16 protein-coding genes are annotated in these 22,416 nt (G+C 66.2%); 9 read left to right on the top strand and 7 right to left on the bottom strand.

Going from position 1 to position 22,416, the window contains the following annotated elements:
• Positions 1-149: 149 nt before the first annotated feature.
• The gene (locus QH470_RS33580) at positions 150-2,954 is read right to left on the bottom strand and encodes a helix-turn-helix transcriptional regulator (protein ID WP_280276407.1); all 2,805 of its coding nucleotides are present in this window, start codon (positions 2,952-2,954) and stop codon (positions 150-152) included.
• A 94-nt stretch (positions 2,955-3,048) separates the two neighbouring features.
• Positions 3,049-3,723, bottom strand: coding sequence for a MerR family transcriptional regulator (locus QH470_RS33575; protein WP_280276406.1), 675 nt, complete (start codon positions 3,721-3,723; stop codon positions 3,049-3,051).
• Between the two features lie 132 nt (positions 3,724-3,855).
• Between QH470_RS33575 and QH470_RS33570 the strand changes: the two genes are divergently transcribed.
• The 3 genes from QH470_RS33570 (at position 3,856) to QH470_RS33560 (ending at position 7,332) form a co-directional block, all read left to right on the top strand.
• Entirely contained in the window at positions 3,856-4,188 is a 333-nt protein-coding gene (locus QH470_RS33570; RefSeq protein WP_280276405.1) for a hypothetical protein, read from the top strand.
• A gap of 114 nt (positions 4,189-4,302) precedes the next feature.
• Positions 4,303-7,062: an ATP-binding protein gene (locus QH470_RS33565; RefSeq protein WP_280276404.1), complete on the top strand. Its 2,760-nt coding sequence runs from the start codon at positions 4,303-4,305 to the stop codon at positions 7,060-7,062.
• Between the two features lie 93 nt (positions 7,063-7,155).
• Positions 7,156-7,332, top strand: a complete 177-nt coding sequence (locus QH470_RS33560; RefSeq protein WP_280276403.1) for a hypothetical protein — start codon at positions 7,156-7,158, stop codon at positions 7,330-7,332.
• Between the two features lie 19 nt (positions 7,333-7,351).
• Here the strand turns inward: QH470_RS33560 and QH470_RS33555 are convergent, their stop codons facing one another.
• Entirely contained in the window at positions 7,352-9,727 is a 2,376-nt protein-coding gene (locus QH470_RS33555) for a hypothetical protein (protein WP_280276402.1), read from the bottom strand.
• A gap of 184 nt (positions 9,728-9,911) precedes the next feature.
• Entirely contained in the window at positions 9,912-10,127 is a 216-nt protein-coding gene (locus tag QH470_RS38375; RefSeq protein WP_400178781.1) for a three-helix bundle dimerization domain-containing protein, read from the bottom strand.
• A gap of 705 nt (positions 10,128-10,832) precedes the next feature.
• On the opposite strand from QH470_RS38375, the gene QH470_RS33550 reads away from it, so the two are divergent.
• The 3 genes from QH470_RS33550 to QH470_RS33540 are packed head-to-tail and all read left to right on the top strand — an operon-like array spanning position 10,833 to position 13,563.
• Entirely contained in the window at positions 10,833-11,291 is a 459-nt protein-coding gene (locus QH470_RS33550) for a cupin domain-containing protein (protein ID WP_280276401.1), read from the top strand.
• Between the two features lie 2 nt (positions 11,292-11,293).
• Positions 11,294-12,475 carry an aminotransferase-like domain-containing protein gene (locus tag QH470_RS33545; protein ID WP_280276400.1) on the top strand — a complete coding sequence of 394 codons (1,182 nt, stop codon included), beginning with the start codon at positions 11,294-11,296 and terminating at the stop codon, positions 12,473-12,475.
• Positions 12,472-13,563 (top strand): threonine aldolase family protein, encoded by a 1,092-nt coding sequence (locus QH470_RS33540; protein ID WP_280276399.1) that lies wholly within the window; start codon positions 12,472-12,474, stop codon positions 13,561-13,563. Before QH470_RS33545 ends, QH470_RS33540 begins: the two co-directional genes overlap by 4 nt.
• On the opposite strand, the gene QH470_RS33535 is transcribed toward QH470_RS33540, so the two are convergent.
• Positions 13,502-14,350: a helix-turn-helix transcriptional regulator gene (locus QH470_RS33535; RefSeq protein ID WP_280276398.1), complete on the bottom strand. Its 849-nt coding sequence runs from the start codon at positions 14,348-14,350 to the stop codon at positions 13,502-13,504. The genes QH470_RS33540 and QH470_RS33535 overlap by 62 nt on opposite strands.
• A gap of 359 nt (positions 14,351-14,709) precedes the next feature.
• On the opposite strand from QH470_RS33535, the gene QH470_RS33530 reads away from it, so the two are divergent.
• The 3 genes from QH470_RS33530 to QH470_RS33520 all read left to right on the top strand — a co-directional run bounded on the left by QH470_RS33530 (position 14,710) and on the right by QH470_RS33520 (position 20,921).
• Complete coding sequence (locus tag QH470_RS33530; protein ID WP_280276397.1) at positions 14,710-17,526, top strand: AAA family ATPase; 2,817 nt, start codon at positions 14,710-14,712, stop codon at positions 17,524-17,526.
• 9 nt (positions 17,527-17,535) lie between these two features.
• On the top strand, positions 17,536-18,777 hold the full coding sequence (locus tag QH470_RS33525) for a PucR family transcriptional regulator (RefSeq protein ID WP_280276396.1): 1,242 nt from the start codon (positions 17,536-17,538) through the stop codon (positions 18,775-18,777).
• A 134-nt stretch (positions 18,778-18,911) separates the two neighbouring features.
• Positions 18,912-20,921, top strand: a complete 2,010-nt coding sequence (locus QH470_RS33520; protein WP_280276395.1) for a fatty acid desaturase — start codon at positions 18,912-18,914, stop codon at positions 20,919-20,921.
• A gap of 31 nt (positions 20,922-20,952) precedes the next feature.
• Here the strand turns inward: QH470_RS33520 and QH470_RS33515 are convergent, their stop codons facing one another.
• Both QH470_RS33515 and QH470_RS33510 read right to left on the bottom strand, forming a co-directional pair.
• On the bottom strand, positions 20,953-21,261 hold the full coding sequence (locus QH470_RS33515; RefSeq protein ID WP_280276394.1) for a hypothetical protein: 309 nt from the start codon (positions 21,259-21,261) through the stop codon (positions 20,953-20,955).
• A 69-nt stretch (positions 21,262-21,330) separates the two neighbouring features.
• Positions 21,331-22,284: an aldo/keto reductase gene (locus QH470_RS33510; protein WP_280276393.1), complete on the bottom strand. Its 954-nt coding sequence runs from the start codon at positions 22,282-22,284 to the stop codon at positions 21,331-21,333.
• Between the last annotated feature and the right edge of the window lie 132 nt (positions 22,285-22,416).

Here is a 22,416-nt window from a genome sequence, read left to right as displayed (position 1 = left end):
CCGGACATCGGCAATCTCTCGGCGATGGCTCCGACATGTGCCCACTCGATGGGCAGGTTCGCGTGGAAGCTGGCTTCCCCGAACAGCATCAGCAACGACACCGCTCGCAGCGGATCAGCTTCGGCCATCGTCGGCAGCAGCACGCGCTCCTACCCGCCGGCACGATCACCGGTGCTCGGCTGGTCGACGAGGGGCTGTTTCGTCCCGGCTCCGTGCAGCACGTCTCGGGTAAGTTCGGCGCGCGAGCTGACTCCCATTTTCACGAAGACCTTCCGCAAGTGGTAGTCGATCGTTCGCGGACTGAGGAACAGCTGAGCCGCGATTTCGCGATTGGTGAGTCCGCCGGTGACGGCCTCGACGATGCGGGCCTCCTGGGGGGTGAGGTCGGCGGCACGGTCGGTGACGGGGGTTTTGCGGGTTTCGCCCGCGGCCCGTAGTTCGTCGCGTGCGCGGTCGGCCCATGCTCGGGCTCCGAGCGATTCGAACGTCGCGAGGGCGATGCGGAGAGGATCGCGGGCATCGGTGGGGCGACGTTCGCGGCGCAAGTGCTGTCCGAAAAGGAACTGGGTCCGTGCGTGCTCGAGCGGTTGGTCTGTGTGCGCGTGGAAGCCCAGGGCGCGGCGGAATTCGGTGTCGGCGGTGTCGCCGGAAGACGTCAGCGCGCGGCATCTGGCTGCGAGAGCACTCAGGTCGGGCCTGTTCGCGGTGTCCGCCCACCGAGTGAACGCGGCGAGTGGCTCGGCGATCAATTCCGGCCGGCCCGCCGCCACCGCGGCTTCGACCAGGTCGGGAACGTTGACCATCCCCAATCCGAGGTAGGAGTCGCTCGACGGTGGCTCGAAGTGCTCGAGTGCCCGGCCGGGGCGGTCGGCGGCAAGGTCGAGCAGGCCGAGCGCCCGGTGGGCGATGACGACGGCACCGGTCATGCCTTGGGCCGAGCCCTCGGCGATCACGCTGAGGGCCAGCTCCTCGGCAGATTCCTCCTGACCACGCAGCGCGGCCAGCATGGCGAGCGAGCCGCGCAAAGCCAGTCCGGCATTGATCTGTCCGGTTTCCTCCGCGATCTGGCGACCTTCTTCGGCGAATGCCTCTGCCGAGCGGAAGCGGCCCGCCCCGAGGTCGTCGCTGGCCACGCGCCACAAGGCCCAGGGCAGGAACACCGCGGCACCCAGTCGCCGGGCATGCTGGGTCGCGAGCCTGCACAACCGCCGCGCTCGATCCTTGTGGCCGAGGCCGAGCATGAACCCGCTGGCCCACCACAGGTGGGCCGGATCGGTCGACTGCTCCACCGCGTCCAGATCCCCGGGCGCCAATCCGGCGTCCTGCCCCGCACGGACCCGGCAGCTGCCGCGGAGCAGCCGCGCGAGGACATCCGCGATCTCGTTACCGGACGGCGTGAGCCGCTCGGCCGCGCCGGCGACGTGCGCCCAGGCATCGGCATTCGCGCAGAAGGCCGCCTCGTTGAACAGAACCAACAACGGAAGTGCGAGAGAGACACTCGTTTCCGCCGCAGGGACGAGGATCGGTCGCAGCAGAGACAAAGCCTTCGAGGGATTGCCGATGTGCAATTCCAGCGACGCCTGCAGCCAGATGACGTCCCATCGCCGGGGTCTGTCGGGCTGATCCTGGCCGTGAATGCCCTCGAGCATCGCGGCGGCGCGGTCGAAGTCGCCGCTGGTCCACCAGGCTGCGGCGGATTCGAAGCTGCGACGGGACCGCTGTCGGCCGGGGGCGCTCAGCTCCGCGCTCCGCGCGAGCAGCGCCGCCGCGGTCGCCGAACTGACGCGGGCCGCGCGGTAGGCCGATCGTTCCAATTCGGCGGCGGTGGCCTCGTTTTCGCCGTCGGCGGCTTGTCCGAGGTGCCACGCGCGCCGTTCGGCCGCGTCGTCGTCGGCTTGCAGCGCGATGGCAAGGGCATGGTGTGCCCGTCGGCGTTCGTCCGGGTCGGCGCCGTGGTAGACCGCCGACCGGATCAGCGGATGGCGGAATGCGATCACCGAGGCCTCGTCCATGGTGAGCAGATCATCGAGTGCGTCGAGCCCGGCCGACGTCCATTCCACGGCGGGAGCGTGCACGGCGAAAGCGCGGCGTAGCGTGCTGTAGTGCGTGCGGCCGTCGGCGGCGATCAGCAGCATGAGTTGCTGCACAGGCGCACTGAGACGCTGAACCCGACGCAGGAATGCGTGCCGCAACTCGTCGGCGAGCGGCAGTGGTTCCGGCACGACATTCGCACGGAGCACCTCGGCCGGGAGCTCCCGCAGCGCCAGAGGGTTCCCGACCGCCGCATCCAGAATTGTCTCCTGCTGGGCGGCGGACAATTCGGCACCGGCGCGCTCGCGGAGAAGCGCCCGTGCCGACTCGCGATCCAGGCCGGTCAGAGGCATATCGAAGACGCCGCTGACCGTGAGCGGGTACTCCTCGGTGCGGGTTGCGATCAATACCGCGACCCGTTCGGTCGCCAATCGCCGCGCCACGAACTCGAGCACGTGCAGCGACGGGCGGTCCGCCCACTGCGCGTCATCGACCAGGCACACCAGCGGCTGTTCGCCGGCCAGCTCGGAGAGCAGCGAGAGAGTCGCCACGCCGACCAGGAAACGATCCGGTGTCGCACCGTCCGCCAGCCCGAAAATGGTGCGTAGCGCGTCGGCTTGCGGCGCGGGCAGTCGATCGATCCGCGCGAGCGCGGGTGTGACCAGCCGATGCAGCATCGCGTACCCGAGGTCGGATTCCGGTTCGACACATGTCACGCGGAGCACCCGCATTCCGTTCGCGCGGTGCACGACGTCTTCCAGTAGCGCGCTCTTGCCGATCCCCGGATCCCCATGTATCAGAGCCGCGCCGCCGTGGCCGATCATGGTACAGCGCAACAGATTTCCCAGTAGCGCTCGCTCTCGCTCGCGACCGCGCAGTACCAGCTCGCTTCCTTTCGCCATCATGTCTTCGAGCCGGGCCACAAGCAGAACCTATGGCGGGCATTCGGCAAGCGGTAGTGTCGGAACCGACACCTTCCGCACCATCTGCGACAAGGGCGCTGTTCGGCCGGGTTCGTCACGGCTCGGACCGTGCCTGCCGGGAATTGAACCGTTTGCGGGATATCTCCGCGTGGGCGACACGCCGCAGGACGGCCAGCAGGGCATCGCCGAGGACGGTTCCGACGACCGCGCCTTCGACCACAGCATCGACCGAACCCAGGCGTGCGACCGCGCCGATGTCGGCGGCGGCGACGCGATCGGCGGATTCCGCGTAGCACGACAACGCGCCGAGCACCCATTCGTGCCCGACCTCCCGGAAGGTGCAGAGCACCCCGACCAGATCCTCGATCAGCGCTGATTGCGGCGGTGGCCGCCAATCGCGTTCGGCCAGTACGGGTTCGATCAGCCGCATCGCCCATGCCCGATCCGCGTCGTCGACCCGCACCCGTGGCGCGGGCAAACCGTGCTGGGCCAATCCGAGGATGTCGTGGGTGGAACTCTGTGGCTCGTCGACGGCGGCGAGGACCTCGCGCACGTCGGCGACCGACAGCCCCCCGATCTCCATCAGCGCACGGACCAGTTTGAGGCGCCGGACGTGTGCGGCGCCGTAGCGGGCCTGGTTGGGGCTGGTCAATTCCCCAGGGGGAAGCAGACCTTCGCGTTGGTAGTACTTGATCGTCGCGACCGCCATACCGGACTCCCGGCTCAGTTCCGCCATCCGCATGCCCGAGGCGACTCTGGACTCCACCATGTGGATAGTGTAGCTTCCCATTATGGATAGACAAGCTATCCGCTAGGGAACGGGACACGGATTCACATGTACAAACCACTTCTCGTGCTTGCCGCGATCTACCTTGGCGCCATTGGGCTTTCGCTGATTCTCGTGCCGGTGCAATTCGGCGTCGACGCCGTGCCCGAGGACGCGTCGCCGCAATTGATCGCACTGCTTCGGCTGTTGGGCGGGCCGATGCTGGGCATCGCCGTGCTGAACTGGATGGCGCGCAAGACCGCACCGGCGTCGATCCGGAACACGGTCGTACTGGCGAATCTCGTCGGCTTCGGCGTGGTCGCCGCCAACGACGTGTGGGGCGTCGCCACCGGTGAGGCGCGCGATCTCGCCAAGCTCTTTCTCGTCGTGCACCTGGCGTTCGTGGTCGCCTTCGTCACCGCGTGGGTGCGGGCGGGCGGAAATCGGCTCTCCGCGACTCGTGGATAGGCGCGCAAAGTGTCGGCGAGTCGACCTTCGATGCCGGGACGACGTGCCCGGATGGACGAAGTTCCCGCAGGTGGCGAGCGGTTCCCAGCTCTGACCGAGGCTAGTCTGGTACCCGTGCTGGTTGGTCGCGAGAAGGAACTGGCAGCGGTGGCGGCCCTGCTGGAGCAAGCCCGCGCCGGGCAGGGCGCGGCCGTCATCGTGCACGGCGAGCCCGGAATCGGGAAGAGCGTGCTGCTGGACAGTCTCGCCTCCGAAGCCGCCGGAGTGCGGGTACTGCGCGCGACGAGCGTGCCGCAGGAGTCCGAATTCGGTTACGCCACACTGCATCAGCTGCTGCTCCCGGTTCTGGGCGAGGTCGACCGGTTGCCGGAGCCGCTCGCGGCCGCGCTGCGCGTCGTCTTCGGGCTCGCGGCAGGCTCCGCGCCCGACCGGTTCCTGGTCGGACTGGCGACGCTGTCGCTGCTGTCGGACCTGGCCGGAGATCGGCCCCTGCTGTGTTCGGTCGATGACGTCCATTGGACCGACCGGCCCTCGATGGGTGTGCTGGAGTTCGTCGCGAGACGGCTCGACACGGAACCGATTGTGCTGGTGCTGGCTTCGAGGACGGACGAACGCCCGCCGCTCGCGGTGCCGGGCGCACTCGACCTGCCATTGCACGCCCTGGACCGGGAAGCGGCCGGTCGGCTGCTGCTCGAGCGGACCGGTTCGCGACTGTCGTCGGCCGAGCGGGATGTGGTCCTGGACGCGACCGCGGGCAATCCGCTGGCGATCATCGAGCTTCCGGCCGAGGTCATCCGCGACGGTGTGCCGCCGTCCACGCCACTACTCCTCGCCGACCGGTTGCGGGCGGCGTTCCGGGCACGGGTGGAGCAGCTCACCCGGCCCCGGCAGCGGCTGCTGTTGCTGATCGCGACCGCCGGGCATCTCCGGCGGGCGGTATTGGCTCGTGCCGCCGACGAATTCGGTTCGGCAGCAGGAGAACTCGATGCGCTGGACGAATTCGTCGTCGAGACGGACGCGGCGACCATCGCGTTCCGCCACCCGCTGATCTGCTCGGCCGTCTACCACGGCGCCACCGCCTCGGATCGCCGGGACGCGCACCGGGCGCTGGCCGCGGCGATGGGCACCGCCGCCGACGAGATCGAGCGCCGCGCTTGGCATCTGGGGCAGTCGGTGGACGGACCGGACGAGGAACTCGCCGAGCAACTCGAGCGAGCCGCCGACGGAGCCGCCCGGGTCAGTTCGGCCACCTCCGCGGCGTTGTTCGCGCGGGCGGGCGAGCTCAGTACGGACGGACCGCGGCGTTCGCGGCGGTTTTACCGATCGGCCGCGGCCTGGTGGAACGCCGGAGACCTCGACCGTGTCGGCCGGATGCTCGAACTGATCGACCGGGAGGGCCGGGTCGGCGAGTCGATACACCGGGATGTGACGTGGTTGCGCGCGTCGATGGAGTTGCACACCGGCATGCCCGCGGACGCGGTCGCCATGCTCCGCCCGCTGATCCCGGCGGTGCTGGAATCCCAACCGCGACAGGCCATTCCACTGCTGATGCTGTTCGGCGAGGCCGGCTACCACGCGAATATGCCCACCGCGTCGTCGGAGATCGTGGAGATCGTGGAACAACTGCCGCTCACGGGGACCGACGGCCACGACGCGCTGCTCAGACTGTTCCGCGGCGCGTTCCGGGTGCGCGCGGGAAAGCCCGACGGCCTGGCGCCCGCGGACAAGGAAATTGTGGCGGGACTTACCGATCCCGCCCTGCTGTGCTGGGCGAGCGGAATTCTGTGGGGCCTCGGCGACAGGGAGCTGGGCCGGCAGCTGAATCGGGCGGCCGTGCGGAACGCGCGGCGCGTCGGCGCGGCGGGGCTCGTGGTCTGGGCCTTGGAACGGGTGGTGAGCGACGACATCGCCGGTGGGAGATTTCGTTCGGCGGAGGCCTCGGCGGAGGAGGGGTATCGGCTCGCCGAGGAGATCGGGCAGTCCAACGCGAGCTGCTGGCATCGCAGCGCCCTGGCCTTGGCGGCGGCGCTGCGGGGACAAGAGCAGCGGGCGCGTGACCTCGCCTACGAGGTCCTGGCCGAGGCGGTGCCGCGTCGCCTCGTGGATATCATTCTCACCGCCAGACGGGCGCTCGGTCTGCTCGATCTGGCCGCCGGTCGAGCCGATGCGGCCTTGGCGAATCTCCAGCCTCCGGGCGACTTCGATCATCCGGGGATGCTGCTGGTGCAGACGCCGGATTTGATCGAGGCGGCCGTGCAAGCGGGCAAGACCGAGCTGGCCGTTCGTGCGCTCGAACCGCTCGCGCGGCGGTCCGCATCGGCGCATTCCCCCGAACTGTGCGCCGTGGCGGCGCGGTGCCAGGCATTGCTCGCCGGGCCCGCCGCCGCGGACGAGTTCCGCCGCGCGCTCGCACTGCACGAACGTGGTGATCAACCCATGGAATTCGCGCGAACTCAGCTGTTGTTCGGCGAGTACCTGCGACGTCGGCGGCGCAAGGCCGAGGCCCGCCTGCCCCTGCGGGCCGCGTTCGAGACCTTCCGATCGCTCGGCGCCACCGCGTGGGCCGAGCGTGCTCGCCGGGAGCTGCGCGCGGCGGGGGAGATGGTGGAGTCCACCCCGGAATCGATCCTGACCGACAAGTTGACGCCACAGGAAATTCGCATCGTCGAAGCCGTCGCCGCCGGTCTCACCAATCGCGAGATCGCGGCGCAGATGTTCCTCAGCGCCCGGACCGTCGACTACCACCTCCGCAAGATTTTCGACAAGCTGAAAATGCGCTCGCGCGGCGAACTTATCCGCGCGGCCCTCACCGAGCGAGACGCGCCGCGCTCGGCTCGATTTACCGGCGATCCTGCCGATCCGAAGTATGCGTAGTTGTCGCTACGCTGCGAACACAGGGTCGAAAAAGGGGCCCATGAGCTTGCGGATTCATGTCCTGGAGTGACCAGGAAAGCACCGAGGTTTGCCATGGCCAGAAAATCGCCGGTCGTGCGCCGTCTGAGCGACGGCAGCATAGCTGTCTACTTCACCGTCGTCGGCCCCGACGGAGATCTCAACGCAGGGCGTCTGACGTACGAGCCCGGCGACGATGATTTCGAATTCTGGGCATCGATGGCGTCGTCGTACGCTCCGGACCGCTTGTGAAACACGCTTCTCGCTCGTGTCACCGCAGTAAGTCGGCCACGGGTCGCATTCGGTCCCGCCAGTCGCGGGGAGGCAGGTTCGATCCCGGCGGTGCGAGGGAGTTCCACGGGGTGCGATGCACTCCCGAGGCCCATTGGTCGGTGTCTGTGGCGGCGACGATCGCGGCTCGGGCATCGCGTATGCGCTGTGGGTCGGCCGGGTCTACCAGCAGTCGGTCGACGTGCTGCTGGACCCGCATCGCGTGGTCGTTGCCGATCCAGGTCAACATCCGCGCGGCGCCGTTCTGGTCGATCCCGCCGAGACCCGACGCGGTCGGTGCTGGATCTCCGCTGGCCAATGCCTGCAACGCTTGGATTTTGCGTCGTGCCGGATTGGCCATGTAGTCATCGACCCAGGTTCGCTGCGGGCCGCCGGCGATTCCGCCGTCCAGCGTGACCCCGCCAGGATTGGCTCGGCGATACCGGAAGGTCGATGCTTGCAGTGTCGCCAGGTCGGCGGCTGTTTCCGTCGCGTCGCCCCGTCCGCGCGCGACCAGGTTGGCCGAATGCTGCGCGCGCTGCATTGCCGCGACGACGTGACCGAGGTGTTTGTCGGCCAGTGTTTCGTCCTCGGCGTTGGCGTCGACGATGCCCCAGGAACGCACGCCGTATCGGATGAGCCTCTGGTCGGTGAAACCGGCTCCCAGCAGTGCGCCCTGAGCGTCGGCGAGTGTCCCGCCGCGGTCTTGGACGCCTTGCAGCGCCGCGGCCACGCCTTTGATGGTGTTGAGGCCGCCGTATTGTGTCGCGCCCTCGCGTGCGGCCTCGGCGAACTGCTGGCGGTTGAGGTAGGACTGGCGATACCAACCCTGTGTACCGCCGAAGCCTGGACTGTTCCACACGTCCCAGCTGGCGAGTTGCGCTCCTCTTTCGGTCCTCGCGAATGGTCGCAGCGGTGAGCGTGTCCGTCCGGCCAGCCATTCGGTGGCCGGTGAATTGCTGATCGTGCTCACCGCGCCGAGACCGGCCAGCAAGCCGGTCGCGAGCGATCCATTCGCGCGTGTAGTCCCCATTCCCACGGCGCCGCCGGTCATGCCGCCGCCGGGCCGGTCCCCGAGTGCGGCCCCCGCCAGCCGCTGCGACATCCACTCGTGGCCGCGATCCATGCCCTTGCTCAGCCGTGCCAGCTGGAAGATCGCGACCACCATGACGATGGCCGCTATGAACATCACCGAGGTGACCTGTCCCGGCGCCTGCCGGAAAAGGTTGCCGATGAACAACGTGTAGATGCCGATGAACACGACATAGGCGAACATGCGCACCGCACCGATCAGTGCGTCCGTCGCGTCCCGAATGAGGGCGATCTGCGTCGGACCGTAGACGAAACCACCGAACGCGAAGCCGAAGATGGCCCGAAACAGATGATAAATGGTGCGCATCGTCGAGCCGAAGACCTTCCCGGCCAGATACACCGAGAATCCCAGCAGGACGATCGCGGAAACCAGCAGGATCAGCCCAGCTCCGACCTGGCCCATTCCGGGGTTCTTCGCATGCACGTAGGCCTCTTGGTCACCGCACGCGTGCATCGCCTCGAGGACTCTGTCGCCGCTGCCCGACCGCACGCCCGCGGTCCATGCGGCGCCGCAACCTGGCCGCTCGTCGATGACGTGTCCGAAGTTCCACACCTGCACCGGTTTACGCGCGAAGTTTTCGGCGAGCGTCTCCTGCATCGTCGCCACCACCTGGTCCGGGTCGGGGTTGCTGTTGCCGTTCACCCCCGCGGCGACCGCGATCCCGACATTGCGGGCCTGCGCGAAGAACCCGTCGGCCGACAGCACCTCGCCGAGTGGATCGGCGAGAAACACCGGGCCCAGGACCGCCACGATGAACATCGTCACCACCTGTACCTTCGCTTTCGCGAAATGGCCACGGATGATGAATATCCCCACGACGAGAGCACCCATGGTGACCCCGGTGAACAATGCGGCCGTGGTGGCGACCTGGCCGGTCATGCCTTCGGCCGTGCCCTGCAGCGCCACGCCCACCGTGCTCAACCAGCCGAGCCCGAGAACGAAGCCGATCATCCAGATCGCGGAGGTCACGATCGCCATATAGCCCACGAACTCCAGCTCGAGCAGGGCCGACACCACCGTCTTGCCCGGATTGAAAAGGCTGTAATCGGTCACGATCAGATAATTCGACAAGGAGACGCCCGAAGAATCGCGCACCTCCATCCACGCGAGCTCCTGGTTCGCGGACGCCCCGGACTGAGCGGTGGCAACCGCGCCGACGATTCCCGGGAATACGAACAGGGCGATGAAGACGATATAGACCTTGACAGCCCGTCGACTCGACAACGAGACCGAGAGACTGATGCCGCCGGTTTTGCGCGCCTTTGGTGCGCGCTTTGATTCCATTCGACTCCGTGAGAACCGGAGCGTCGATCTCATCACCTTATCGAACCTTGCTCGCTCGAAAGCGCTCAACCTATGATCATGGTCTGTTCAAACATCGATGGATGACAGAAAGTACTGGCTGGAATTATCGTCGTCGATTCAGCCGTACCGAGTGGTTCGCCATGGGTTGGATGGCGAAAAATAGCTAACGTGACCGTAGTCGCCTGGGTGGTATACCGGAAAGCTCACGTTCCGCGCAATGCTCTACCAGTGCGGGAAGGTAGTCGCGTACTGCTGCCTTCGATAAACGATCATGAATTCGTGTCACAGTTGCTGCTACGGTCTCGAAAGGCGTTTCGGGATGACTCGCGGCGAGTCGTGTGACAACGAAATTGATCTTTGCGTGTTCGTCGTTCCGCATGGCCGTCCTCGTGCCGGGATGGAAGCACTATACCGCTGTCTAGCGGCCCGGTGGGCGACGGACCATTAAATTGTGCAAGACCGGGTCCGATACTGGTGATTTCGCCCATCCGGCGCTTCCTCCCGGCCGGAGGACTGGCGATTCGCGCGGTGCGCGTGGGCGGCGGGACCTTCGACAATGTGGACGTGAGCGGGGTGATGTGGGTGGACAGGTGGTGTCGCAAAGGTTTCGGCACACAGGTGTCCGGCGCCGCCGACAGGGTGGTGACCGCCGACCGAGCTCTCGGACAGCAACTCGGAGAACAACACGGCCGCAGGAACCCTGTGCCGCTTGCTCATCGACTCGGCCTGAGCTGACTCGGCTGGCGGAGCAGATCGGCGCCGAGATCCTCAGCCGGGCTGGGGAGCAACTGCGCCGGACGGCCCGCGCCTAGGTCGGTGCCCTGTACGCGTCCGAATTCAGAAGTGACAGCGGCAGAATCTACCGGGAATTTTTCGAACAGCGCTGGGCCGACCACTGGGATCGCTGGGTGGCGTTGCGTTCGGGGGCGCCGCGGCCGCGGGTAGGCGAAGACCGGCGGTTCCACTGATACCGCGGTGGGGCTCAGCGGAGCACACTGAGCACGCCGGATACCGACTGATCGGTTGCTCGAGTCGGATTACGGGTCCGGGCAGATTCATTCAGAGTTAGATGAGGAATTCCGAAATGGAATGTGCGCATCCGAAATCCGCTCTCGTGGCGCGTCCCTTCGATTCCGCGGCCGTGATCGGGCGCCAGGGACAGATTCTCACCCCGTGTATCACGCACAGCCGGTGTGGCACGACCAATATCTCCGCGGGGCTGGTGAACATGCCGCCGGGAAAATCATCCAAGGCGCATTACCATGCGCGTTCGGAAATCATTGTCGTATGCACCGAGGGGCATGCGGCAACATTGATCGGACCTGACCTGGTTCCGTACTTCCACGGCCCCGGCGAATTCATGTACATCCCGGAAGGCGTGGTCCACGTCGCGGTGAATCTGAGCGCGACGCATACGCTGATCGCCGTGGAGATGAGGACGGACCCGGAATTCGACGACGACGTCGTGCTGTCGCCGGAATACGATATCCGTGCGCAGGCGATGGCTGCCGACCTCCGTCATTCCCGTTTCGCGGTGGTGTAGGAATGCCACATCGATATAGCCGGGCGGCGGCCGCGGCCCGGAGCGGCCCGATCGATGAGATCTTCGCCGTGCTGGCCCGTCGGCCCGACGTTGTCTCCTTCGCGGTCGGGTCTCCGGATACGGACCTGCTGCCGGTCGACCTGATGTCCGAACTCGTGCGAAAAGCGGCCGCGAAGTACGGGCCCGCGATCCTCCAATACGGTATGACACAGGGATTCGCGCCGCTGCTCGGGCATGCCCGAGAACTCGTACGCAAGCGCGGTATTTCCTGCTCCGGCAGAGCAATCCATATCGCAACGGGTGGGTCGGGCGCCCTGCACAACCTCTGCATGGCACTGCTCGACGAAGGTGATGTCGTCTTGGTCGAATCGCCGACCTACGGGCCCGCCGTCAAGAGCTTCCGAAGCCACGGCGCGACCGTGCGCGAGGTAGCGTGCGATGAGTTCGGCATTGTGCCCGAAGCGCTGGCGGAGGCGCTGTCGCCCGAGGTCGCCTTCCTCTATACGCTGCCGACCTTTCAGAATCCGACCGGTCGCACCGTGCCGGCCGTGCGCCGGCAGCAGATCGCGGAGATCGTTCTCCGCCGGGGCGCCCTGGTGATCGAAGACGACGTGTACGCCGACCTGCGGTACCACGGTGATCCGGTGCCCGCACTGTGGTCGTACGCGCCGGAGAACGTCGTCTACCTCACCTCGTTGTCGAAGACCTTCGCGCCGGCCGTGCGGATCGGGATCGTCGTGATCCCGGAGCGGCTGTCGGACGGCACGCTGGCGCTCAAACAGAACATCGATATGCAGACCTCGACACTTTGTCAGGCCATGGCGACGGAGTTTCTCGAGAGCGGATACGCGGAAGCGCATCTCCGACGAATCATCGACACCTACTCGGCACGGCTCGATACGCTCGTCGCCGCGCTCGATCGGCATTTCTCGCCCGAGTTCCGCTGGCAGAAGCCGGACGGTGGCATGTTTCTCTGGCTGGAGGGGCCGCCGGGATTCGACGCGGATACCGCCGTGCATTCCACGCTAGAACAAGGCGTCGCCTATCTTCCCGGCAGCGTGTTCTATGCCGAGGACGCCCACCGCCATCGCCACACGATCCGTCTGAGCTTCGCCAACGTGGCCGACCGTGATATCGACCGTGGAATCAAGCAGTTGATCACGGTGTTCGAGGAGCGCGGATGATCGTGGACGAGATCATCGACCTTCGATCGGACACCGTGACCAGACCGACCGACGCCATGCGCCGGGCGATGGCCCGCGCCGACGTCGGAGACGATTGGTACGGGGACGACCCGACGGTGAACCGGCTACAGGATCGGGTCGCCGAACTCACCGGCAAGCCGGCGGCGGCCTTCCTGCCCACTGGGACCTTGTGTAATCAGATTGCCATGCACGCCTTCGTCCGATCGGGGCATTTCGTCGTCTGCGAGGCGCGGTCCCATGTCTGCGGTATGGAATCGCATTCGTCCGCGGCGCTTTCCGGTATCGCCTTCCGGCGGGTCCAGGCCCGCAGTCACGGGCAGCTCGCCGCGGATGATCTCGACCGGTCGCTGGCGCCGGATCCCTACGACGTGGGGCATGTCGACCTGGTAGTTCTCGAGAACACACACCAACTCGGCGGTGGCTGGCCCATGCCGGTGGACTCGGTGGCCGAACTCGCCTCGGTGGCCGCCGCTCATCGTGTTCCGCTCTACCTCGATGGCGCTCGCCTGTTCAACGCGTGCGCGGCGACCGGCGCGACGGTGGCGGAGTACGCCGCACATTCCGATGCGCTGATGCTCAGCCTTTCCAAAGGCATGGGCGCCCCGATCGGCTCGGTTCTCGCCGGAGACGCCGAATTCATACGCGAGGTCCGCAGGCTGAAGATCCTGTTCGGGGCGGCTTGGCGGCAGGCGGGATCGGTCGCGGCCGCCGGGCTCGTCGCGCTGGACGAGGGCCACGACAGATTGATTTCCGATCACGAGAACGCCCGGCGGTTGGCGGCGGGTATCGCCGAGATACTGCCCGGCGCGGTCGATCCGTCGGAGGTTCCGACGAATATCGTGTTCGCCGAGGTTTCCGGTACCGGTTGGACGCCGCGGCAGTGGGTGGCACGCCTCGAATCCCACGGAATACTGGCGACCTCGGTGCCAGGCCGTGTGCGTATGCTCACCCACCGCGACGTCACCACCGCACAGATCGACCTCGTGCTCGCCGCATGGAAGCGGCTCATTGTGGAGAACGGCTCATCGTTCGCATCACCTCCGCCGTATGGTCGTCCGCGGGGTTGAGCACATGGAGAAGGTGCAGTGGTGCGTCGACCGGCCGAAATCGCACCGAATCGAACTCCAGTGTCGCGTAATTCGGCAATTTCATTCGTACTCCAGGAGTTGCGGCCGGTTCGACGGTGTCGTGACGCTCCCAGAACGTTCGGAACTCGGGGCTCGAAGTCAGCAGCGCATCCAACAGGCTTTCGAAATATGGATCGCCCATAAGTTTGACATGCGCGACCCTCAGGACCGCCGGCCACACCGGAGCCAAATCGTCCCAATCGGGATATTTGTTACGGCGAACGGGATCCATGAAGAAGCGCCATATATGGTTCCGGGCAAACCGGCCCTCGTATGCGTCGAATTCGAATACGATTTCCGCCAGGTAGTTGTATGCCTCGACATCCCACGAGGGATCGACGAGGATCGCGGGGCCGGCGCGAAAGCCGCTCACGGTTTCGCGTATGGTCCGGTCGGCGACACCCGATGTTCCGGTCTCAACGTTCGTCGGCAGGTCGGCGAGGGAGAAAAGATAAGCCGTGTCGCTCGGTGTGAGACGCAGCGCCTTGGCGATCCGTCGCAAAGTTCCCGGCGACACCCGAATATCACGTCCTTGTTCGAGCCATGTGTACCAGGTAACTCCGACTCCGGCCAGCGCGGCTAATTCTTCGCGCCGCAACCCGGCAGTGCGTCGGCGCTGCCCTCCCGGCAGTCCCACCTCTTCGGGTGAAATCGCACCACGACGCGCCATGAGAAATCGGCGAATCTCCCGACGTCTGGCGAGACCGTCGTCTTCCGTGGCCTTCAACCGCACCTCTCCGCTCGGCAATACATCGATTACCTGAGCAGGGTAACGCCTACGTAAGCCGAGGTCGGGCCGCGCCGGTCGCCTGAGACCGCGCCGGTGTGATCGACGGGGGGAATGCAACCGCCTTTCTCCTCGGAGTTTGCCCGAAACGTCGCAGACTTCAGTGCGGAACCTGGAGCGAAGAAGACTAGTGATCTTACTGATTCGGCCACTGGACAACGGGATCGTCGCCGGCATCATAATTTATACGTAACCATTGGCATCATTAACTTGCGGGTAACTTATCCTGGTGTTTTTACTACCAGCATAAGTTACTGACTTGTTCCGCCGGCCGGCGTTCCGCGAGTATTGGCTCGAGTATGAATCCCGAGCGCCGGAATAACCCTTCGTCGAACTACCGATCACGACCTACGCCGGAAACCGCCGGTTCGTCTTCCGGCACACTGTACGGCCGCGACCGGGAGCGTGCGGCGCTGGCGGCCTTGATAGACCGTGCCAGGGCGGGCGAGGGCGGGGCGGCGGTGGTCTCGGGAGAACCGGGAATCGGCAAGAGCGCGCTGCTCTCCGACGTCGCGGACAATGCGACGGGCATGCGGGTACTTCGGGTGCACTGTGCCGAATCCGAAGCCGATATGGCATTCGCGACGCTCCACCAGCTACTGCTGCCCGGACTACACCTCCTGCACGAGCCGCAGTCAGAGGCGCTACGCGCCGTATTCGGACTGTGGGACGGTCCGGCCTCGGACTCGGCCTCGGTCGGTTCGGCGACACTGGCACTGCTGTCGAGAATGGCGAGTGAGCAGCCGCTGCTCTGCCTGGTGGATGACGCGCACTGGGCCGACAGCGCCTCGATCGAGGTTCTCGAATTCGTGGCACGCCGTGTGCGGGCCGCGCCCGTCGCCGTCGTGTTCGCCCTGTGTCCGGAGGAAGGCCGCCGAGCCGTCAGCAGCGGCGATGTAGAGGTGCGGCTGACCGGGTTGGACCGACGATCGGCGCGGGAACTGCTCGTGGACCATGTCGGCCAGTGGTTGACCTCGGCGCAACAGAACCAGATTGTGGCGGCCGCAGGAGGAAATCCGCTGGCGATTCGGGGACTTCCGGTGGCGGTGCCGCACGCGGGTCTGCCGCCGAACCCGTTGCCGATCGCGGAAAGGTTGCGACAGGCATTCTTTCGCCGAGTTCGACACCACCGCGAACCGCTGCGGCAGCTTTTGCTGTTGATTGCCGCGGAAGGAAGATGCCGCTGGGACGTATTATCTTGCGCGGCAACCCTGTTCGAACCGAATCTGCGACCGACGCCGGATCTGCTCATGGCGCTCGACGATCTGGTTGTGATGGACGGCTCGACAGTGGCTTTCCGCCACCCGCTCGTTCGCTCGGCCGTCTACTACGGTGCCGCGCCGTCAGCTCGGAAGCGTGCGCATCGAGCTCTCGCGGGCGCCGGCGGTCGCGATGCCGTGCGTCGCGCGTGGCATCTGGGGCAGGCCGCAGACGAACGGGACGAGGCTGCCGCCGAGGAATTCGAGCGAGCGGCTCGCCTCGCCGCCTGTTCGAGTTCCGCTACCGCCGCGGTGCTGCTGGCCCGCGCGGTGGAACTCGGCGAACTCCGGGCGGCCCGGCCACGACGACTGTTCGAATCGGCGACCGCGTGGTGGCGCGTCGGAGACTTCGATCGGGCGCAGTCGGCGCTGGCGTGCGTCGACATCGCCGATCCTCTCGACGGGACCATGCGCGTTCAGGTGACGTGGTTGCGCGCGGCGATGGAACTGCGGCTCGGCCGACCGGCCGATGCCGTCGCGATGATACGCGCTGTTCTCGACATAGCGGTGAAAGCTCCTGTGCAGCACTCGGTTCCACTGTTGATGCTGCTGTGGGAGGCGAGTTCCGCGGTGCCTGCGGCGGTTGTATGGGACGAGTTGTCCGAAGTGGCGGAGCGGCTGTCGTTTGCCGGTTCCGGCGAAGCCGATCTCCTCGGCCGGATGGTGCGTGGCTGTTGTCGAGTCCGGGAGGGCAAAGATGCCGGATTGCATCCTGGTGATTTGGCGGCGGTCGAACGATCGACCGATCCCGGTCTGTTGTCCTGGGCGACCGGGGCGGTGTGGGAGCTGGGTGATCGTGCGCGTTCGCGGCGCCTGAGCCGGTTGGCGATTCGGCACGCACGACGCCTCGGCACGCCGGTCTACTTGGTGTCGGCGTTGCGTCAGGCGGCCGACGACGAGTCGGCGAGCGGGCATTTCGACTCCGCGGAGACACTCGCCGAGGAAGGCCTTCAGGTGGCGGAGGCCACCGGACAGCGCAACGCGATTCTCGGCTTTCGCGGTTGCCTTGTCGTCCTCGCGGCGCTGCGCGGCCGAGAGCAGCAGGCCCGGTCATCGGCGCGCGAGCTGATCGCCGATGCACTCGGTCAAGGCGCGATGGATGCCGTCATCGCCGCCCGGCGGGCCCTGGGCCTGCTCGACCTGGCCGCTGGCAGGCCGGAGCAGGCGCTGGTGCATTTCGGACCTCTCTTCGACGGTTCCTCCTGTGTTTCGGCCATGGTGAATGTGCCCGATCTGGTGGAGGCGGCGGTGCAACTGGATCGGCCCGCCCTGGCCGCCGAGCCGCTGGCGCTGTTCAGCCGCTGGGCGAAGGCGATCGATGCGCTGGAGCCGAATGCCCTGGTCGGTCGGTGCCGCGCACTGCTCAGCCCTCCCGATGACGCGACGACCGAGTTCCTTCAGGCTGTGGAGCTGCACGAACGTGGAGACCAGCCGCTGGAGACGGCGAGAACACTGTTGCTGTTCGGCAGACATCTGCGGCGTAGACGCCGCCGGTCGCAGGCCCGCGCGCCGCTGTGGGCGGCACTGGAAGCGTTTCACGGCCTGGGCGCGGAGGTCTGGGCGGAGCGCGCCCGAGACGAATTGTGCGCCATGGGGGAAACCGTGCACTTCCCCGTTGCCGGACGCCTGTCGGCGCTCACTCCGCAGGAGTCACGAATTGCCACCGCCGTATCGCAAGGTAGTACCAACCGGGATATCGCGGCGCAGCTGTTTCTGAGCCCTCGCACGGTCGATCACCATCTGCGGAAGATCTTCCGGAAGACCGGCGTCGGATCTCGCGCCGAACTCACCCGGCTGGTGCTGACCGAAAATGGAGGCGATATGCGGGGGCCGCCGGGGCTTCCTCGGCCAGGTTAATGTGCAGGTATGGAGGCGCTGGACCCGGCTCGTGGCGGGGAGGTCGAACGGGGCATCGCGGCGTCTTTGCTGGTGAATGTGTCCGGCCTCGCTGACGACATGCTGGAGTATTTGGTCGAGCGGATACCGGAGATCGGTGGGGATGCGGAGCTGCGCGGCCTGACCTTGGGATCGTGCTCGTCGAACCTCGAAGCGGTGCTTTCGATGGTTCGTCATGGGATCGATATAGCGGCTGTGGAGGCGCCGGTGACGGCGCTCGAGCACGCTCGAGCAATGGCGTCACGGGGGCACAGCGTGGATGTGATGCTGCGGTTCTACCGGTTGGGTCATGAGTTCTTCACTGAAAAGCTTTCCGAATCGCTGACCGATTCGATCGCTGATCCCGCTGTCGCGTTGCGGACGTTTGTCGATCTCGAGCGGTTCGGGTTCAGATACATCGACCGCATCTCCAGTCTTGTGGCCGCCGAGTACGTAGCCGAGCTCGAGCGGCGTCAGAACAAGGCGAGGGCCGAGCGGGCCGATGTCGTGCGCGCGCTGCTGGCGGGGGAAGGTATCGATATCGCGCGGGCCGAACGTGTGCTCGGTCATCGGCTCACCGGTCGCCAGATCGGCTTCGTGTGCTGGACCGACGACCGGGGCGTCGACCTCGAGGGATGCGCCAGGCAGGTGGGACGGTTCCTCGGGGCGGCCTACTCGCTCGTCGTGGCGGACGGTCCACTCGCGGTGTGGGGATGGGCATCGGTCACGGGGGAGTTGCGGAGTTCGCTCACGGAGATGGCGATGGAGTTTCGCGGTGACAGCAGAAATGTTCACGTCGCGGTGGGCTCGCCCCATCCGGGGGCCGCGGGGTTCCGCCTCTCCCACCTCGAAGCTGTCCGCACTCGCCGCGTCATCGAACTGTCCGGTCGCGCGGCGCCGACGATCACCGAGTTCGGCGATGTCGCGTTGGTGGATGCCATTTCCCGCGACCTGGATGCGGCACGGTCCTTCGTCGCCGCTCAGCTCGGCGCACTGGCGCGCGACGACGCGAAAGAGCGCGGCGAGCGCGCCGCACTCCTGGCTGTGCTCGACGCGCAAGGGAGTCTGGCGACCGCGGCGCGCGCCTTGGGAATCCACCGGAATACGGTCCTGCAGAGGGTGCGTCGTGCCGAAGAACGCCGGGGCCGGCCCGCCACCGTCAAGACTGTCGAGCTGCACGCCGCCCTACTCGTGTGCGACGTGCTGGGGGCCTCGGTTCTGCGCGGGTCATAGTCGCGTCGACCGGACGCTGAGCGCACCGAGATGTGCTCGCAGCACATCGAAGAGGGCTGGGAACGCCTTGTTGACCGGTCCCGGCCGCTCGTAGTTTGTGGGTATCTCATCCTGCAGCGCGAAAGAGCAGTTCGATGTCGACGACTTATCACTCCCCATCTCCAGCATCGGCCTCGCAGCATGCTTTGCCTGATCCGGGTGAGCGAATTCCCACGCTGTCGTGGCCGATAGTCGGCCTCTGCGCAGGCGCGCTGGCGGTCTTCGGCGTCTCGACCTGGGCCGCGCTCACCGGCACCGCGCCTGCGATCGTCACCATCGCGGCGAGTTCCGCGGCAATCTTCGTCCTGTTCACGGTGTTGCACGACGCCTCGCATTACTCGATCAGCTCCCGTCGCTGGGTCAACGTCGCCTTCGGCCGGGTGGCGATGTTCTTCGTCTCGCCGCTGATTTCATTCAAGTCGTTCGCGTTCATTCATATCGAGCACCACCGCAATACGAATGACGGTGAGTTCGATCCCGATCACTTCGTCAGCGCCGCGCCGTGGTGGCAGTTGCCCGTCCGTTTCCCGGCCATGGACCTGCCGTATATCAGTTTCCTGGTGCGTAACGTGCGTCGGCGACCGCGCGCCGAGGTCTTGGAAACGGCGGCGTTGATGACTTTCTCGCTGACGGCGATCGTGGCGGCCGCCTGCACCGGATACCTGTGGACGCTCGCCGTGGTCTGCCTGATTCCCGGGCGGGTGGCGATGTTCGTGCTCGCGTGGTGGTTCGACTGGCTACCCCACCACGATTTGAAGGACACCCAACGCGAGAACCGCTACCGCGCGACCCGCAACCGTGTCGGCTCCGAATGGATCCTGACTCCGCTGCTGTTGTCGCAGAACTACCACCTGGTCCACCACCTGCACCCCTCCATTCCCTTCTACCGCTATGTCGCGGCCTGGCGACGCAACGAGGCCGCCTACCTCGAACGCGACTCGGCGATAAGCACCGTCTTCGGGCAGCAGCTCGACGCCGCGCAATACCGCGAATGGAAACGCCTCAACGGCACACTCGCCGCGCTGCTCCCGACCCGTATGCCACGTTCCTCTTCGGCCCGCTATGTCGGTACCCACCCGATCCCCGTCAAAAGCGTCGAGCCGCTGACTCCGGACAGCGTCGAAGTTACCTTCGACGTTCCCGATCATCTGAGCGACCGATTCCGGTTCCGGGCGGGCCAGCACCTGACCGTTCGACACCGCATCGGTGGGCGGGAGGTCCGGCGAAACTACTCGATCTGCACCTCGGCCACCTCGGGAGAACTGGCGATCGGAGTGCGGCGGGTGGCGGGCGGGCTGTTCTCGAACTTCGCGGTCGACACGCTGCGGGCGGGCGACATCTTGGAGCTGATGACGCCCACGGGCAGCTTCGGCGCACCGCTCGATCCACTCGCCCGGCGCGATTATGTCGCGGTCGCGGCGGGCAGCGGAATCACGCCCATTCTGTCGATTGTTCGCACCACGATGGAGATCGAGACCGAGAGCCGCTTCACCCTCTTCTATGGCAACAGAACCGCGGAGTCGACCATGTTCGCCGCCGAAGTCGATGAACTCGAATCTCGATATGCCGACCGGTTGCGCGTATTCCACGTCCGCTCCGGCGAGGCGCACCACCACCCCGTCGCTGTTCGTGGCCGTATCGACTTGGCGATGGTGCGACGGCTGCTCGGCGGCGATCTCGCCTCGATCGACCGGTGGTACCTGTGCGGCCCGGGCGATCTGGTCACGACAATGTGCGATGGGCTCGCGGTCGAAGCAGTGCCGGCCGAGCGGATACATCTCGAATTGTTCTGCGGCACACGACAATCCACACACGTCGACGACTACGCCGACGCCGAAGTGACCATCACCCTGGCCGGCGCGGGCTACACCGTGGACCTCGCCGCCGGTGAGACCGTGCTCGAATCCGCGCTGAAAAACGATATCGATGCGCCGTACGCCTGTCTCGGCGGCGCATGTGGCACATGCAAAGCCAGAATCATCACGGGAGCGGTATCGATGGAGCAGAACCTCGCGCTCACCGCAGCCGAGGTCGACGCCGGTTTCATCCTGACCTGCCAATCTCACCCCAGCACCTCAACGGTCGCGATCGCCTACGACAGCTGACTTGATGGTCCACCCATGGTGGGTGTGTGAGTCAGCCCTTGCTGCCGGATGAAGTGTTCGAAGAGGGCTTCTGGAACAGCACAATGCCGAACCCCAGCACCGTGATCCCGAAGAAGCACACCAGCAGGCCGCTGAACTGTGCCTCGGCGTCGGTGTCCGGGCTGCGCGCGGAGTTCGAGGAACTGGCGACGACGTCGGCCGGATCGACAATCGCCTGGATCCCGGCGGTCAACAAGACGAGCGCGACAAGGATCAAGGCGATGCTGCCGGCGACGCGCCCGGCGGTCCGGCGGGGCGGGGTGGTGTCCTGGACATGCTCCGGGACATTGGATTCGGACATGGCTTCCCAAAGTATCAGTACTTCCCAGCCAGTCTTGTTTGCGTGAGACCAGCGGGCCGCCGCCGACTGCTACATGTCGTGTTCCCAGCTGCCGCGCGTGTCGACGTCGGCGGCGTCCGCCAGCGCCTCCAGCTCCGAGATCTCCTCGTCGGCGAGTTGGATGCCCTGGGCTCGGATCAGCCCGTCGATGTAATTCGCCTTCGTGACCCCGATGATCGGCGTGGTCCCTTTGGCGATGGCCCAGGCGATGGCGACGTCGGCGGCGGACGCGCCTCGGTCCGCGCCGATCGCCTCCATCCTGTCGGTCAGCACCTGCAGTTGAGGCAGGATGCCGTTGTACACCGCCGCCCGGCTGCTGCCCTCCGGCAATGGATGGGCCGGACTGTACTTGCCGGTCAGCGCCCCTTGCTCGAGGACCATGTAGGAGAAGAACCGCACGTCGTGCGCGCGGCAGTGCTCGAGAATGCCCGCGCGCTCGGAACTCCGGTACAGGAGGCTGTAGTGGTTCTGGACCGCCTCCACCCGGAAGCCGGCCTCGCCGAGTATCTGATCGGCGAGAGCGATTTCCTTCAGGTTGTGGTTCGAGACGCCGACATGCTTGATCCTGCCGCTGCGCAGCAGCGGTATCAGATGCGGCGTCCAACGGGTCACGTCGGCGGGGTTGTGGATCCAATACAGATCCACATAGTCGGTGCCCATTCGGTCGAGGCTTTGTTCCAGCATGTCCGCGACCGGATCATCGCCGTCGCCCGCGATCTGCGGGGTGAACTTCGTCGACAGCTGGAACTCGTTGCGCGCGTAGCCTTTCAGCGCCCGAGCGAGGACCGTCTCCGAATGGCCCATGCCGTACACCGCCGCGGTGTCCCACAGGGTGAACCCGTTCGATTGGGCCTTCTCGACGACCTCTCGCAGGCCGGACCGGGTCAGCTGACTGCCGAAATAACCGTCGCCCGCCTGGCCGCTGTCTCCCCAGGCCCATGTGCCCAGCGCCACCGCCGGCGCCGTCAGCGTCTCGCTCGTCATATCGCCTACCTCCGGTCTCAGTTTCTTGTCACTATCGTGTCGGAACGTTCCATCTCCAGGAGACCGCGATGGCCGCCACCAGAGAAGGTCGCGTTTATAGGGGGTATGACCTCAACCCCCCTCGCGCCGTGA

This window comes from Nocardia wallacei, assembly GCF_029868745.1.
In the GTDB taxonomy this organism is placed as follows: Bacteria; Actinomycetota; Actinomycetes; order Mycobacteriales; family Mycobacteriaceae; genus Nocardia; species Nocardia wallacei_B.
The sequence above is the reverse complement of the archived record's forward strand: the minus strand, read 5'-3'. Positions and strand labels throughout refer to the sequence as shown.

Coding starts and splice junctions, on each gene's coding strand:
- QH470_RS33575 (WP_280276406.1), bottom strand. CDS start 3,723: ATGGTGGAGTCCAGAGTCGCCTCGGGCATGCGGATGGCGGAACTGAGC.
- QH470_RS33560 (WP_280276403.1), top strand. CDS start 7,156: ATGGCCAGAAAATCGCCGGTCGTGCGCCGTCTGAGCGACGGCAGCATA.
- QH470_RS33555 (WP_280276402.1), bottom strand. CDS start 9,727: ATGGAATCAAAGCGCGCACCAAAGGCGCGCAAAACCGGCGGCATCAGT.
- QH470_RS38375 (WP_400178781.1), bottom strand. CDS start 10,127: ATGCGGAACGACGAACACGCAAAGATCAATTTCGTTGTCACACGACTC.
- QH470_RS33550 (WP_280276401.1), top strand. CDS start 10,833: ATGGAATGTGCGCATCCGAAATCCGCTCTCGTGGCGCGTCCCTTCGAT.
- QH470_RS33545 (WP_280276400.1), top strand. CDS start 11,294: ATGCCACATCGATATAGCCGGGCGGCGGCCGCGGCCCGGAGCGGCCCG.
- QH470_RS33540 (WP_280276399.1), top strand. CDS start 12,472: ATGATCGTGGACGAGATCATCGACCTTCGATCGGACACCGTGACCAGA.
- QH470_RS33530 (WP_280276397.1), top strand. CDS start 14,710: ATGAATCCCGAGCGCCGGAATAACCCTTCGTCGAACTACCGATCACGA.
- QH470_RS33525 (WP_280276396.1), top strand. CDS start 17,536: ATGGAGGCGCTGGACCCGGCTCGTGGCGGGGAGGTCGAACGGGGCATC.
- QH470_RS33520 (WP_280276395.1), top strand. CDS start 18,912: ATGTCGACGACTTATCACTCCCCATCTCCAGCATCGGCCTCGCAGCAT.
- QH470_RS33515 (WP_280276394.1), bottom strand. CDS start 21,261: ATGTCCGAATCCAATGTCCCGGAGCATGTCCAGGACACCACCCCGCCC.
- QH470_RS33510 (WP_280276393.1), bottom strand. CDS start 22,284: ATGACGAGCGAGACGCTGACGGCGCCGGCGGTGGCGCTGGGCACATGG.